The 14,638-nt window shown below is 69.7% G+C and carries 12 protein-coding genes; 8 read left to right on the top strand and 4 right to left on the bottom strand.

Annotated elements, in window-relative coordinates:
- The first annotated feature begins 6 nt into the window (after window positions 1-6).
- The 6 genes from E4O86_RS02195 to E4O86_RS02170 all read left to right on the top strand — a co-directional run bounded on the left by E4O86_RS02195 (window position 7) and on the right by E4O86_RS02170 (window position 7,335).
- Window positions 7-183, top strand: coding sequence for a hypothetical protein (locus tag E4O86_RS02195; protein ID WP_161138888.1), 177 nt, complete (start codon window positions 7-9; stop codon window positions 181-183).
- 219 nt (window positions 184-402) lie between these two features.
- Complete coding sequence (locus tag E4O86_RS02190; protein WP_161138887.1) at window positions 403-1,269, top strand: DeoR/GlpR family DNA-binding transcription regulator; 867 nt, start codon at window positions 403-405, stop codon at window positions 1,267-1,269.
- Window positions 1,269-2,402, top strand: a complete 1,134-nt coding sequence (locus E4O86_RS02185; RefSeq protein WP_161138886.1) for an alpha-D-ribose 1-methylphosphonate 5-triphosphate diphosphatase — start codon at window positions 1,269-1,271, stop codon at window positions 2,400-2,402. Before E4O86_RS02190 ends, E4O86_RS02185 begins: the two co-directional genes overlap by 1 nt.
- A 414-nt stretch (window positions 2,403-2,816) precedes the next feature.
- Window positions 2,817-3,032 carry a YgaP family membrane protein gene (locus E4O86_RS02180; protein ID WP_161138885.1) on the top strand — a complete coding sequence of 72 codons (216 nt, stop codon included), beginning with the start codon at window positions 2,817-2,819 and terminating at the stop codon, window positions 3,030-3,032.
- Between the two features lie 29 nt (window positions 3,033-3,061).
- Window positions 3,062-4,081 carry an efflux RND transporter periplasmic adaptor subunit gene (locus E4O86_RS02175; protein ID WP_161138884.1) on the top strand — a complete coding sequence of 340 codons (1,020 nt, stop codon included), beginning with the start codon at window positions 3,062-3,064 and terminating at the stop codon, window positions 4,079-4,081.
- Complete coding sequence (locus tag E4O86_RS02170; protein WP_161138883.1) at window positions 4,078-7,335, top strand: efflux RND transporter permease subunit; 3,258 nt, start codon at window positions 4,078-4,080, stop codon at window positions 7,333-7,335. Before E4O86_RS02175 ends, E4O86_RS02170 begins: the two co-directional genes overlap by 4 nt.
- 186 nt (window positions 7,336-7,521) lie before the next feature.
- Here the strand turns inward: E4O86_RS02170 and E4O86_RS02165 are convergent, their stop codons facing one another.
- The 3 genes from E4O86_RS02165 to E4O86_RS02155 are packed head-to-tail and all read right to left on the bottom strand — an operon-like array spanning window position 7,522 to window position 10,383.
- Entirely contained in the window at window positions 7,522-8,862 is a 1,341-nt protein-coding gene (locus tag E4O86_RS02165) for a TRAP transporter large permease (protein WP_161138882.1), read from the bottom strand.
- Complete coding sequence (locus E4O86_RS02160; RefSeq protein ID WP_161138881.1) at window positions 8,859-9,344, bottom strand: TRAP transporter small permease; 486 nt, start codon at window positions 9,342-9,344, stop codon at window positions 8,859-8,861. Before E4O86_RS02160 ends, E4O86_RS02165 begins: the two co-directional genes overlap by 4 nt.
- 25 nt (window positions 9,345-9,369) lie before the next feature.
- Window positions 9,370-10,383, bottom strand: coding sequence for a TRAP transporter substrate-binding protein (locus E4O86_RS02155; protein WP_161138880.1), 1,014 nt, complete (start codon window positions 10,381-10,383; stop codon window positions 9,370-9,372).
- A gap of 547 nt (window positions 10,384-10,930) precedes the next feature.
- On the opposite strand from E4O86_RS02155, the gene E4O86_RS02150 reads away from it, so the two are divergent.
- Window positions 10,931-11,686 (top strand): SDR family NAD(P)-dependent oxidoreductase, encoded by a 756-nt coding sequence (locus E4O86_RS02150; RefSeq protein WP_161138879.1) that lies wholly within the window; start codon window positions 10,931-10,933, stop codon window positions 11,684-11,686.
- 86 nt (window positions 11,687-11,772) lie between these two features.
- Window positions 11,773-13,209 (top strand): NAD-dependent succinate-semialdehyde dehydrogenase, encoded by a 1,437-nt coding sequence (locus E4O86_RS02145; protein ID WP_161138878.1) that lies wholly within the window; start codon window positions 11,773-11,775, stop codon window positions 13,207-13,209.
- A 67-nt stretch (window positions 13,210-13,276) separates the two neighbouring features.
- Here the strand turns inward: E4O86_RS02145 and gcvA are convergent, their stop codons facing one another.
- Window positions 13,277-14,245 (bottom strand): transcriptional regulator GcvA, encoded by a 969-nt coding sequence (gene gcvA / locus E4O86_RS02140; protein WP_205520640.1) that lies wholly within the window; start codon window positions 14,243-14,245, stop codon window positions 13,277-13,279.
- Window positions 14,246-14,638: the final 393 nt, after the last annotated feature.

Genomic DNA, 14,638 nt, shown 5'->3' with positions numbered 1-14,638 from the left:
AGTTCCGTGCCACCGTCGCCAACCAGGAGGCACGGCAGGGCAGGCGGAGATCGACGCTCCCGCTGGAGCTTCGTCGGCGAGATCCGCACCCGAAGCGACCGCGTCTTCCATGTGACACGGCTCGCCGTCGCGGTCGTGATCGGTGCCGACCTGCTCGGCCTCACGATCAGCCTGCCGGCTTAGCCTCCGATCGTCATCCGTTCTCCCCTTCGGACCATTTTCACGGCGGCGGTGATGTCGACCGTGTTCACCGGCGGGGTTGCGCGCGCGACCTCACGCGCCTCCAGATGCCAACAAAAAGCAAACGTAACGGTCAAAATCGGGCAATTATTCATCAAACGGTCACATTCGCTCCGCTAAGGCGTAGGCGTCCCGCGCCCGTCAACCAGGATTCCGGACGGCATGAGCAGTTCGAACGATTCCGGCGCCCCGCGGCGGAGTGGCCCCGTTCTCGGCGCGGAGCGCCAGCGCAGCATCCTGGCGGCGATCGATCGCGGCGGGATCGTCTCGGTCGGTGAATTCGCCGAGCGGTTCGGCGTCTCCCACGAAACCATCCGCCGCGACATCCGCGGTCTCGAGGAGGCCGGGCGGCTGCGCCGCATCCATGGCGGCGCCGCGCCGGCGAGCGGCTTCGACCTGACCGCGCGCCGTCCGGTGAGCGAGCGGCTGAGCGTCGACCGCGATGCCAAGCTGCGGGCGGCGGTGGCGGCGATGGCCCTCTTCGAGGACGACATGAACGTCTATCTCGGCGCAAGCTCGACCATGCTCCTGGTCGCCGAGGAACTGGCACGGCGCAACAGGGCGCTCGCCATCACCACGAACATGATCGACATTGCCGTCGCCTTCGCGGGGGCGGAGCGCTGCTCGGTCACGCTGCTCGGCGGACAGGTCAGCCCGCGGACGCGCTCGACCGGCGGCGTCGAGCTGATGAAGGCGCTCGAGCACCGGCTGTTCGATCTCAGCGTCATGGGCGCGAGCGCGGTCCATCCGCAATTCGGCGTGCTCGGCCCGACCAGCGCCCACGCCATGCTCGCCGCGGTGCTCTGCGCGCACTCCACCCGGCACTGCTTCGTCGCGCACAGCGCCAAGTTCGGGCGGCGCGATGCGCAGGTCGTTCGCCCGTTGCGGCAGATCGACATGATCGCCACCGACCGGCGGCCGCCGGACGCGCTCGCGGCGCCCTTCGAGACGACGGGAGCCGTGCTGCTGCTGCCGGACCAGGCGGCGCTCGCACGGCCATCGTCCCTTCCGCCCGAAGACCTCCGCTGATGGTCATGCGTCTCGTCAATGCCCGCATCGTGCGGCCGGAGGCCGTCGAGCCGGGCGAAATCTTCATCCGGGGCGGCGTCTTGGCCGAGGACGGGCCGGCCGATGCGCCGCTCCTCGACTGCGAGGGCGATTTCCTCCTGCCGGGCCTGATCGACCTTCATACCGACGGCATCGAGCATCACCTCAACCCGCGCCCCGGCGTGCGCTGGCCGTCGGTGCTCGCGGCGGTGCTGTCGCACGATTGGGAGCTTCTGGGGGCGGGGATCACCACCGTGCTCGATGCGCTCTCGCTCGGCGATTACGACAGCGCCGGCCAGCGCACCGCCCTGCTCGACGCCGCCATCACCGGCCTCACAGAGGCCCGCGCGGCCGGCCTGCTCCGCGTCGACCATTATTTCCATTTCCGCTGCGAACTGTCCGATGCCTCGCTGCTGCCGCTGGTCGCGCGCCATATCGACAATGGCAGCCTGCGCCTCGCCAGCCTGATGGACCACACGCCCGGCCAGCGGCAATGGCACGATCTGGCGCTGTTCCGCGAATTCCGGCGCAAGAAGAACGCCCGCGTCTGGACCGACGACGAGTTCGAGCTCTATCTCGCCGAACGGCAGGCGCACCAGCGGCGCTTCGTGCCGCCGGGCCGCATCAGGATCGGCGAATTGTGCCGGGCGCGCGGCATACCGCTCGCCAGTCATGACGACACGACGAGCGCCGATGTCGAGGAATCGGATCGCCACGGCGCCTCGATCAGCGAGTTCCCGACCACGCTGACCGCCGCGCGGCGCGCCCGCGAGCTCGGCATGACGATCGTCATGGGGGCGCCGAACATCGTGCTCGGCGGCTCGCATTCCGGCAATGTCGGCGCGGCCGAGCTCGCCGATGCCGACCTCCTCGACGTGCTGACCTCCGATTACGTGCCCGGCAGCCTGCTGCAGGCGGTCTTCACGCTCGCGGCCCGCGGCCTCGACCTCCCGCGCACCGTCGCCATGGCGAGCGCCTCCCCGGCGCGGCTCCTCGGCTTTTCGGACCGCGGCCGGATCGCGCCGGGGCTCAGGGCCGATCTCCTGCGCGTGCGCCTCGCCGGCGGCGTGCCGGTGATCCGCAATATCTGGGTGGCCGGCCGGCGCTACCTCTGACCGGACTCGGCCGGCCCGACTGGCCCCGACCGAAAGGAAAGACCGCGTGCCCGCACCCGGGCCTGATCGGTCAGAAGATCGCACCGGATGACATCAGCGGCCACGCAGGCTGCGCGGAACGCCGGCACAGGTTCCCCCCGCGGCTCCCACGCTCGTCGGCCGCGCGCGCCTGCCCGAATGCGGGACGTGGCCGCGCCATGAAGACCGATTTGCGCCGGATCAATTCAATTCCGCGCCGGGCGAGGCATGAAGAGCAGGCAAGCGTCCGGGCAAGATGGTCAGCGGGGGAACGGTGATGTCGCATGTCGTCATTCGCGGCGCCGGTCTCGGCGGCGGCGTCATGGCCTGCGAGATGACGGAGAAGCTCGGGCCGGCGCGGCGGAATAGCCGCATCGGAAATCAAGGAGAAGCGACATGACTCTCGATCGCGCCGTGATGATGTTCGCCGGCCTGCTGGTGCTCGTCTCGCTGGTGCTCGGCTATTGCCTCTCCGGGTACTGGTTCCTGCTCACCGCCTTCGTGGGGCTCAACCTCGTCCAGGCGTCGATCACCGGCTTCTGCCCGGCAGCGATCGTCTTCTCGAAGCTCGGGGTGAAGCCGGGCATCGCCTTCGGCGCCGGGCGGAGCTGAGCCGCGCCCGGCTTTCGAAGCACGATCTCATGCCGCGAACGATCCGATCCGTCGCCGCGCTTGCGCTCGCCGCCGCGGGGCTCTTCCCGTGGGCCCCGCCAGTCGGGGCGGCGGAACGCGCCGTCGAGACGCTGACGATCCCCGAGCTCAAGGCGGTGTTCGGCCAGATCGAGAGCCGCACGGTGGTGCCGGCGCGGGCGCGCATCGGCGGCACGCTCACCGAGGTCCTCGTCGGCGAGGGCAGCGAGGTCGAGGAAGGCGAGGTCATCGCCCGCGTCGTGGACGACAAGATCGCGCTCGAGCTCGACGCCGCGAATGCCCGCATCAAGGCGCTCGATTCCCAGCTCGAGAACGCCCGCGTCGAGCTCGACCGGGCGCAGGAGCTGCTCGCCCGCGGCGTCGCCCCCCAGAGCCGCGTCGACCAGGCGACGACCGCCTTCGACGTCGTCAGCAACCAGGTCGCGGCGGCGAATGCCGAGAAGGCCGTCATCGAGCAGCGCGCCCGCGAAGGGGATATCCTCGCGCCGGAGACGGGCCGCGTGCTCTCCGTCCCGGTCACCCGCGGCTCGGTGATCCTCGCCGGCGAGGAGATCGCCCGGATCGCGAGCGGCCGCTACTATCTCCGCCTCTCCCTGCCCGAGCGCCACGCCGCCGAGATCGTCGAGGGCGCGAGCGTCACGATCGGCCGTCGCGGCATCTCGGGCGCCTCCGCCGGCAGCGACGAGGACACCCGCTCCGGCCGCATCGCCAAGGTCTATCCGGAGATCGCGGACGGCCGTGTCATCGCCGATGTCGAGGTTGCCGACATCGGCGACTATTTCGTCGGCGAGCGGACGCTCGTCCGGATTCCGGTCGGCAGGCGCACGGTGCTCGCCGTTCCCGCCGCTGCGCTGACGACCCGCCACGGCATCGACTATGTCCGCGTCGCGAGCCCCGATGGCGCGCTCGACGTCGCCGTGATCCTCGGCGAGACCTTCGCCCATGAAGGCGAACGGATGGTCGAGATCCTGACCGGCCTTTCCCCCGGCGACCGGGTGGTCGTTCCATGAAGCTCGGCATCGCCGGCGCCCTGACCCGCGCCTTCATCGGTTCGCCGCTCACGCCGCTCTTCCTCATCGCCGCCTTCGCCCTCGGCCTCGTCGCCCTCGTCACGCTGCCGCGCGAGGAGGAGCCGCAGATCTCCGTGCCCATGGTCGACATCCATGTCGAGGCGAACGGCCTCAGGGCGGAGGACGCGGTGAAGCTCGTCACCGAGCCGCTCGAGACCATCGTGAAGAGCATCGACGGCGTCGAGCACGTCTATTCGCAGACCGGCGACGACGGCACGGTCGTCACCGCCCGCTTCCTGGTCGGCACCAGCGCCGATGCGGCGATCCTGCGCGTGCACGAGAAGATCCGCGCCAACATGGACCGCATCCCGGTCGGCATCCCCGAGCCGCTCATCGTCGGCCGCGGCGTCGACGACGTGGCCATCGTCGCGGTGACCCTGAGGCCGGCGCCGGAGGCCGCCGCGCGCTGGACGCAGAACGGGCTGACCCGGCTCGCCCGCGAATTGCAGGTCGAGGTCTCCAAGCTCCCGGATATCGGCCTCACCTACATCGTCGGCGAGCAGCCGGAGGAGTTCCGGGTCGAGCCCGACCCCGAGCGCCTCTCGCTCTACGGGATCACGCTGCAGCAACTCGCCGCCAAGATCGAGGGCGCCAACCGGTCCTTCCGGATCGGCGGCGTGCGCGAGGAGCGGGAGCAGCGCGTGCTCGTCGCCGGCCAGACGCTGCAGAGCCTGCCGGAGATCGGCAATCTGCTCTTGACCGCGCGCGACGGCCGCCCGGTCTATGTGCGCGACGTCGCCGATGTCGTCCTCGCCACCGAGCCCGCCGAGAACCGGGTGACCGACATCCGCAAGACGGAGGGCGGGCTCGCGCGCACGCCCGCCGTCACGCTCGCCATCGCCAAGAAGCCCGGCACCAACGCCGTCGTCATCGCCGAGCGGATCGTCGAGCGGCTGGAACAGGCGCGCGGCCAGGTCTTCCCCGAGGACGTGGAGATGACCGTCACCCGCGACTATGGCGAGACGGCCGACGAGAAGGCGAACGAGCTCCTCTTCCATCTCGCCCTCGCCACGGTGTCGATCGTCGTCCTCGTCGCCGTGTCGATCGGCTGGCGCGAGGCGCTGGTCGTCGCGATCGTCATCCCGACGACGATCCTCCTCACCCTCTTCGCCTCCTGGATCATGGGCTACACGCTCAACCGCGTCAGCCTCTTCGCGCTCATCTTCTCGATCGGCATCCTCGTCGACGACGCCATCGTCGTGATCGAGAACATCGCGCGCCACTGGGCGATGCGGGACGGGCGGACGCGCGCCCGCGCCGCTATCGAGGCGGTGGCCGAGGTCGGCAACCCGACCATCGTGGCGACGCTCACCGTCGTGGCGGCTCTGCTGCCGATGCTCTTCGTCTCCGGCATGATGGGCCCCTATATGAGCCCGATCCCGGCGAACGCGTCGGCGGCGATGCTGCTCTCCTTCTTCGTCGCCGTCATGCTGACGCCGTGGCTGATGCTGCGGCTCGGCCCGAAACACGAGGGCCATGGCGGCGGCCATGACGGCCATGGCGGGATCGGCGCGCTGGGGCGCGCCTATGTCGCGGTCGCCCGGCCGGTGCTGAAGACGCGCCGGCGCGCCTGGGTCTTCCTCGCTTTGGTCGGGATCGCGACGCTCGCCTCGCTGTCGCTCTTCTACACGAAGGGGGTCACCGTGAAGCTCCTCCCCTTCGACAACAAGGCGGAGCTGCAGGTGCTGGTCGACCTTCCCGAAGGCTCGTCCGTGGAGGATACCGACCGCGCGCTGCAGGCGATCGCCGGCCGCCTCGCCGATCTGCCGGAGGCGATCTCGTTCCAGACCTATGCCGGCACGGCCGCGCCCTTCAATTTCAACGGGCTGGTCCGCCACTATTACCTGCGCGCCTCGCCCGAGCAGGGCGACGTGCAGGTGAACCTGACGCCGAAGGGCGAGCGGGACCGCGCCAGCCACGCGATTGCACTCGAGATCCGCGACCGGTTGAAGGACCTGGCGCTGCCCGCCGGAACCGGCGTCAAGGTCGTCGAGCCGCCGCCCGGGCCGCCGGTGCTGGCGACGCTGCTCGCCGAGATCTACGGGCCCGATCCGGAGACCCGCCGCGCGGTGGCGGCAAAGGTGCGCCAGGCCTTCGAGAGCGTGCCCTTCGTCGTCGATGTCGACGATTCCTACGGCACGACGCCGGAGCGCGTGCGGATCGCCATCGACCAGGACAATCTCGAATATTACCGGGTCGAGCAGAGCGACGTCTACGACACGATCCGCTCCTTCTACCACGGCTCGACCGTCGGCTACTCCCATCGCGGCGGCGGCCGCCGGCCGATCCCGATCCGCGTCGCGCTCTCCAAGGGCGCGGACGTGGTCGACGCGCGCACGCTGGCGACGCCGGTGCCCGCCAATGCGCTGCCGGGCGCGCGCGACGTGGTCGAACTCGGCGACGTCGTCACGGTGAGCCGGGAGCCCGCCTCCTACCCGATCTTCCGCCACAACGGGCGCGCCGTCGAAATGGTGACGGCCGAGCTCGCCGGCGCCTTCGAGGCGCCCGTCTACGGCATGATCGCGGTCGGCGAGGCGATCGACGCTGCCGATTGGGGCGGCGTGCCGAAGCCGGTCGTCGCGCTGCACGGCCAGCCCGACGACGAGAGCCGGCCGACCCTGCTCTGGGACGGCGAATGGGAGGTCACCTGGGTCACCTTCCGCGACATGGGCGCCGCCTTCATGGTCGCCATCCTCGGCATCTACATCCTCGTCGTGGCGCAGTTCGGCTCGTTCAGGCTGCCGCTCGTCGTGCTGACGCCGATCCCGCTCACCTTCATCGGCATCCTCGCCGGCCACTGGCTCTTCGCCGCGCCCTTCACGGCGACCTCGATGATCGGCTTCATCGCGCTTGCCGGCATCATCGTGCGCAACTCGATCCTGCTCGTCGATTTCATCCGCCATGCGCGCCGGCCCGACCGGCCGCTCCTCGACGTGCTGCTCGAGGCCGGCGCCATCCGCTTCAAGCCGATCCTGCTCACCGCGCTCGCCGCCATGATCGGCGCGGCGGTGATCCTCGCCGACCCGATCTTCCAGGGCCTGGCGATCTCGCTCCTGTTCGGCCTCGCCTCGTCGACGGCGCTCACCGTGCTGGTGATCCCGGCGATCTACGTGGCGCTCCGCGGCGGCCGCGGCGCCGCCGCGCCTCCCGCGCCGGATCCCGCGGCGACCCGGCCGGCCCCGATGGCGTCCTAGCGGAGGCGGCGGGCGGACTGGATCGCATGCCATTCCAGCGCCATCGCGGGGAGCAGGTGCCGCAAGCCGCGGCCCGTTTGCCGGCCCGCGGCGAGGCGCGCACGCGCAGCCGGGGCGGCCTCTACACGGCTGCTCGTCTTCGGGGTTCTGGCGGTTCTTGCGCCGGCGCCTGCCGGCCTGCCGCCGTCACGACAGCAGGAAGAGGGAGATCGCCGGCACGAAGGTCACGATCAGCAGGACCACGAGGTTGACCAGCAGGAACGGCCAGATGCCGCGATAGATCGTGCCGATGTCGAGCTTCAGCACCGATTGCGCGACGAAGATGTTGAGCCCGAAGGGCGGCGTGAACATGCCGATGGCGAGGTTGAGCGAGACGATCACGCCGAGATGGATCGGGTCGATGCCGGCAATGTTGGCGAGCGGCATGATCAGCGGCGTGAGGATCAGGATCGCCGAGCTGGTGTCGATGAAGCAGCCGACGACGAGGAGCGTCACGTTGACGGCGAGGAGGAACAGAACCGGGTTCTGCGCCACCGGCGCAAGCGCGGTCTGCACGGCCTGGGCGACGCCGTTGATCGTCAGGAGCCACGAGAACACCCCGGCGGCGGCGACGATGATGAGGATCTGGGAGGAGAGGACGGCCGCATCGGCTGCGATCTCCAGCACCGAGCGCAGGTCGAGCTCGCGGTAGATCACCAGCGTCAGGAGAAGCGCGTAGACGCAGGCAGCGCCCGCGGCCTCGGTCGGCGAGAAGACGCCGCCATAGATGCCGCCGAGGATGATGAGCGGCGTTCCGATGGCGAGGATGCCCTCGCGCGTCGCGGTCGCGAGCGACTTCGCGCCGAGCCCGATCGTCACCTCGCCCCCGGCCGCGCCGTCCTTCACGGCGCCGGCTGCGGCCGGGACGGCCGCCTGGGGCCGGGGCGCTCCGACGCGCGCCCGCTTCTCGGCAAGGACGACGTAGAGGGCCATGAAGGCGGAAAGCAGCAGGCCCGGCCCGATGCCGGCGATGAAGAGGTCGGAGATCGACTGCTCGGCCACCGCGCCGTAGAGGATCATCGAGAGCGAGGGCGGGATGATGATGGCGATCGCGCCGGCGGAGGTGAGAAGCCCGCCCGCGTGATAGGCCGAATAGCCGGCGGAGCGCATCGCCGGGAAGAGCAGCTTTCCGACGGCGGCGACGGTCGCCGGGCTCGAGCCGGAGACGGCGCCGTAGACGGTGCAGGTCGCGACCGCGGTGAGCGGCAGCACCGCCTGGCGGCCGCGGAACAGCGTGATCACCCAGACGATGATGCGCCGCGAGATGCCGCCGCGGCTCATCAGCTCGCCGGCGAAGATGAAGAACGGGATCGAGATCAGCGCAAAGCTGTCGATGCTGCCGAACATCACCTGGTGCACGGCGGCGAGCGGCACCGAGGAGGCGAGGACGAGCGTCAGGATGCCGGCGACGAGGAGCGCCGCGAAGACCGGGAACCCGACGATCAGGAGCGCGGCCGGGACGACGACAAGGGTCCAGATCGTGGTCATTGCGCGCGGTCTGTTTCCTGGCTTGCGGCCGATTTCGCCTGGCGCCGGACGAAGACGCGCCCGACGCTGACGATGGCGGCGAAGAGCAGGCAGGCGGCGATCAATCCGTGCGGGATGATCATCGGATAGCCCGCCGCGATGCTTTCCTGGCCCGAGCGGTAGACGGTCCGGACCACGGTCCAGGAGCCGAACAGGACGCCGCCGCAGGCGATGGCGACGCCGAGATCGGCGATCCGGTCGAGCCAGCCGTGCCGGCTGGCCGGAACGAACGGGCGGAACAGGTCGATGTTGATGTGGCTTCCTTCCAGCGCGCACACGACGAGCCCGACGAAGACGACCCAGACGTTGAGGAGGATGAGGATCTCCTCCGCCCAGACGAAGGAGCGGGCGAGGAAGAAGCGCTCCGCGATGTTGGCGGCGTTGATCGCCACCGCCACGAGCAGCAGGAGCCCCATTCCGAGCCGAAGCAGGCGTGCGACCATCGTGAGGCTCACTGCGGCGGGTGGATCAGCGGTGCGAGGCCGCGACCGCCTCCAGGCTGTCGTAGAAGGCCTTGAGCTTGGGGTCGCCGGCCAGCACGGACTTGGTCGCCTCGGCGGTGCGCTTCTCGAACTCGGCCTCGTCGGCCGCCGGAAGCGACGAGATCGTGCCGCCGGCCGCCTTCCACTCGCCGTCGATCCGCTCGAGCATGTCGGCGTTCCAGCTGCGCAGGTCGGCCTCCACGGCCTTCGCTTCCTCGCGCAGCACCTGCTGCACGTCCTTCGGGAGGGAATCGAACCAGGACTTGCTCACCTCGACGAACCCGACGAAGTAGAACAGCTTCGTCATGGTCACGTGCGGCGCGACCGAGGTCATCTTGAAGCCCTGGAAGACCGTCATCGCGGAGCTGACCGAATCGATCACGCCGCGCTCGAGCGCCGGCACCACGTCGTTGAGCGGCATCGGGACGGGGTTCATGCCCACGGCCTTGAACGGGTCGATCTCGAAATTGGAGGCGAGCACGCGGATCTTGAGGCCCGCGAGATCGTCGAGCGAATTGATCTTCTTCTTGGTGAGAATGGCCTGCGGCGCCGAGCAATAGGCGCTCAGCCCCATGATGTTGTTCTCCTCCATCGCCGAAAAGACGATGGAGCGGAACTTCTCGTCCTCGGCGGTTTCCCAGCAATTGTCCATGCTGGAGAACAGGCCGGAGGCGGAGAGCACCGACATCTTCTTGTTGAGCCCGGTGAAGAAGAAGGGCGGCGCGGCGAAGCCTTCGACCGTGCCGTATTGCAGCCCCTCGATCATGCGCGGAATCGGCCCGAGCTGGCTCGCCGGATAGATCTGGACGTCGAGGCGGTCGCCGAGGCGCGCCTCAACCTTCTGCTCGAAGAGCTTCATCCATTCGTGCTGATTGTCGTTGATGGTCGGCGTGCCGATCTTCATCACGGCATCCGCGGCGGCGGCGGGCGTCGCGACCATCGTTGCGATACTGAAAGCGGCAGCACAGAGTGCCCCCGCCCCGAAAGCTCTGCGGCTCATGGCATTTCCTCTTCGTCTTGGATTTTTTCGTGCGCCGGCGCGGCCGGAACCGGTTCCGGAGAGATGCTTCCCCCTCTGCCCCTCTCCTTCTCCGGCGGGACCGACCCGGAGCTTCGCCTTGCCGGCCGGATCCGATCCGATACGCCTATACTGGGGTTCACGAACGATAATTCTGAAATGACAGTGCTTGCTTCATTTTCGCCTGTCAAGCGCGTTCGGGTTACGCCACCGAGCGGTCGCGCCCGCTTGGATTGCGGGCTTCCACAGGCCGGCGGAGCCGTTGACCCCGAGCTGCGCAGCACTGTAGAATTCTAGTACCGCAAAGCCAAAAGCAGTTTCGGCGCTCGCCGGTCGAGCCGGCGATGCGAGGACGAAGAAGAGACGCGGGTGCGCGCGATCCCCGGGGGGAGGACCATCGGGAAGCCCAATGACGGTCGTGTCCGGACGCTGCCTTTGCGGCGCCGTCCCTCCCCCGTCGCGCTTCCGTCCGAAGCGGCGGATTTCCGCCGCCCTCCGGGAGAGGCGCGCCCTTTTCCGGAGTGGGTGAATGAGCGAGATGAAGGACAGGCGGATCGCGGTGGTCGGCGGCTGCGGCGGACTGGGCCGGGCGCTGGTGGCCGATCTCCATAGCAAGGGCGCGCGGGTCTTCGTGCTCGACCTCCCGGCCTCCATCGCGACCCATCCGGTGCCCGAGGGCGTTGCGGCGCTTCCCGTCGACGCCACCGATCCCGACGCGGTGAAGGGCGCCTTCGCCACGATCGGCGAGGCGGTGCCGGCGCTCGACGGCATGGTCAATCTCGCCGGCTTCGTGGGCGCCAGCTGCCTGCTGATGGAGATGCCGCTTCCGCTCTGGGAGGAGGTCGTCCGCGGCAATCTCACCGCTGCGTTCGTCACCACCCAGGCGGCGGTGCCGCTGCTGCGCAAGGGGGACATGCCGAGCATCGTGCACACTTCGTCCGGCCTCACGCGCACGCCGCGCCCCGGCTATGCGCATTACAGCGCCGCCAAGGACGGCGTGAACGCCTTCGTGCGCTCCGCCGCGCTGGAACTCGCGCCGGGGATCCGGGTGAACTCGGTCGCGCCGGGCGCCGTGGAGACGGCCTTCTTCCGCGGCGGCACGGGCCGTTCCGACGAGAGCGGGACGAGCGATCTCGACGTCGAGCGCTACGTCCCGACCGTGCCGCTGAAGCGCATGGCCTATCCGGACGATGTGGTCGGGCCGATCGAGTTCCTGCTCGGGCCCGGGAGCGGCTATCTCACCGGGCAGATCATCTGGGTCACGGGCGGGCGTCTCATGCCCTGAGGCGCGCCGCCGCCTGCCGCATCGCTCGCGACCTTTCCGGGTGGCGTGCCCGCCGCCTTGCACGAACGGATTTCTGGAGGAAGACCATGGATGGCTATGTCGAGCCGATGATGCTGATCGGCGGTGAGTGGACGCGCGGCAGCGGCGCGCCCGACCCGATCCTCGATCCGGCGACCGAGGAACGCATCGGCTCCGTCCCCCATGCCACGGACGAAGAGATCGATGCCGCGCTGGCGGCGGCGCAGGCGGGCTTCGAGACCTGGCGGAAGCTTTCGCCGAACGAGCGTGCGAAGGTGATGCTCGGGGCCGCCGATCTCCTCCGCGACCGCAGCGAGGAGATCGCGCGCATGCTGAGCCTCGAGCAGGGCAAGCCGCTCGGCGAGGCCCGGATCGAGGTGGTTCGCGCGGCCTCCCTGATCGAATGGGACGCGAACGAAGGGCGCCGCGTCTACGGCCGCATCCTGCCGGGCGACGGCGTCGCGAACAATTTCGTCATTCGCCAGCCGATCGGCGTCGTCGCCGGCTTCAGCCCGTGGAACCTGCCGGTCACGTCCGCCACGCGCAAGATCGGCGGCGCGCTCGCCGCCGGCTGCGCCATCATCATCAAGGGCGCCGAGGAGACGCCCGCCTCGGTCGCGGCCCTGGTGCGCTGCTTCGCCGATTCCGGGCTCCCCTCCGGCGTCATCAATCTCCTCTTCGGCCATCCGCCGCAGATCTCGGAACGCCTGATCGCATCGCCCGTCGTCCGCCTCCTGACCTTCACCGGCTCGATTCCCGTCGGCAAGCACCTGGCGCAGCTTTGCGGGCGGCACATGAAGCCGGCGATCATGGAGCTCGGCGGCCATTCGCCGGTGATCGTCTGCGACGACGTCGACATCGCCCGGGCGGCGCAGGCCTCCGCCGCCGCCAAGTTCCGCAATGCCGGGCAGATCTGCATCGCCCCGACGCGCTTCATCGTGCAGGAGGACGCCTATGACCGCTTCGTCGAGACCTTCGTCGAGAAGGCGGAGGGGCTGAAGCTCGGCAAGGGGCTCGAGCCCGGCACGCAGATGGGGCCGCTCGCCAACGACCGCCGGCTGGCGGCCATGGAGGCGCTCGTCACGGATGCGAGGAGCCACGGCGCCACGGTGGCGGCCGGCGGCGAACGGCGGAGCAACAGCGGCTATTTCTTCGCGCCGACGGTGCTGGTCGACGTGCCGGCGGAGGCGAAGGCGATGAACGAGGAGCCGTTCGGGCCGGTGGCGCTCATCTCCCGCTTCAGCACGCTCGACGATGCGATCGGGGAGGCGAACCGGCTCTCCTACGGGCTCGCCTCCTACGCCTTCACCAACTCCGCCGAGACGGCCGATCTGCTGGCGCGCGAGGTGCAGTGCGGGATCATGACGATCAACCACTTCACCGGCGTTCCGCCGGAGGGGCCGTTCGGCGGCGTGAAGGAGAGCGGCTATGGCCGCGAGGGCGGCTCGGAGAGCCTGGAAAGCTTTCTCGTGAGCAAGTTCGTCTCGCACAGACTGGCCTGCTGAGGGCGACGCGCCGCATCGCTGCGCACGGGCGGAGCGGCCTCGCCGTCTCCGCCCGGACCTTTTCCGGTCAGCGGCTGGCGGAGGCGGGCGAGGGGCGCGCCATGCGGCGGCATTCGAGGTTGATCAGGTGTTCCAGCGCCCAGTCGCGGAAGGCCGCCACCTTGTCGAGCGTCTCGCGGCCCTGCGGGACGAGCAGGTAATAGGCCGACGGCGCCACGATGCGGACGTTGAACGGCTCCACCAGGCGGCCCTCGTCGATGTCGTGGGCGACCGCCGCGGAACGTCCGAGCACCACGCCCAGCCCCTCGATCGCCGCGTGGAAGGCCGGATTGAGCAGGTCGAAGTTGATTTCCCTGGCGAAGGTGAGGTCCGGAACGCCGGCCTTCTCCAGCCAGAACGGCCAGTCGTCGCGCGGAAGGATCGGGACCCCGACCCGGATCAGGGTATGGCGCGCGAGGTCCGCCGGCTCCCGCAGCGGCGGCAGCCCCTCCAGCAGCCTCGGGCTGCAGACCGGGAACACCTCCTCGTCGCCGAGCCGGTGGGCGGTCACGCCGGGCCAGTCGCCGACGCCGTAATGGATCGCGACGTCGTAGTCCGGCCGGGCCGGCGGCGCGATCGGCACCAGCGTCTTGAAGCGCAGCGCGATGTCCGGGTGGCGGCGGTGGAAATGGCCGATCTTGGGCAGCAGCGTCTTGACGAGGAAGGTCCCGAGGCAGCCGATGGTCAACGTGTCGGCGCGCTGCTCGTAGCTCGCCCGGTCGGTCGCCATCGATATCTCGGAAAGGGCGAGGCGGGCGGACAGGACGTAGTTCCGGCCGATGGGGGTGAGGTCGAGCCTTCCGGCCTTCCGCGCGAAGAGCTTGCCGCCGAGCATCTCCTCGAGATTGCGGATCTGGTGGCTGATCGCCGTCTGCGTGAGGTTCAGCTCGACGGCGGCGCGCGTGAAGTTCAGATGCCGGGCCGCCGCCTCGAACGCCTGCAGCGCCTTCATGGAAGGCAGGTTCCGGCGTGACTGTGAGCTGACCCTATCGTCCACTTTCGCCGCGCCGAAACGCTCCTTGCCGGCTGCATCCGCGGAATATGTGCAGCCAAGCGCCCCGCGACCGCAAGCGTGGGGCGCGCGCCGCCCGGCGATCACCCGCTATCGTCGAAGTCGGTCCCGCCATCCGGAGGGAAGTGTCAGGCATCCGCGCAAGATCCCGGCCGGCGGCCGCCGGCCGCGTGGACTAAAGATGCAATTCAATACGAAAATCCGTCATGGAGTAAAGGGGAGCGCGCGGGGCGGCCTTCGCTCTGCCGCGGCGGAAGCGGATCGCCCGGACGGCTCCACCTGGTCCGCGGCGGGAGAGCGGGTCTTCGGCAGGCACGGCCGCCGGCCCCGCGGCGGCCCGGGCGCTGCGCGGTTTGGGCGGCGGAACGCGGGGGCGCG

This window comes from Propylenella binzhouense (assembly GCF_009866965.1).
Lineage (GTDB): Bacteria > Pseudomonadota > Alphaproteobacteria > Rhizobiales > Afifellaceae > Propylenella > Propylenella binzhouense.
The sequence above is the reverse complement of the archived record's forward strand: the minus strand, read 5'-3'. Positions and strand labels throughout refer to the sequence as shown.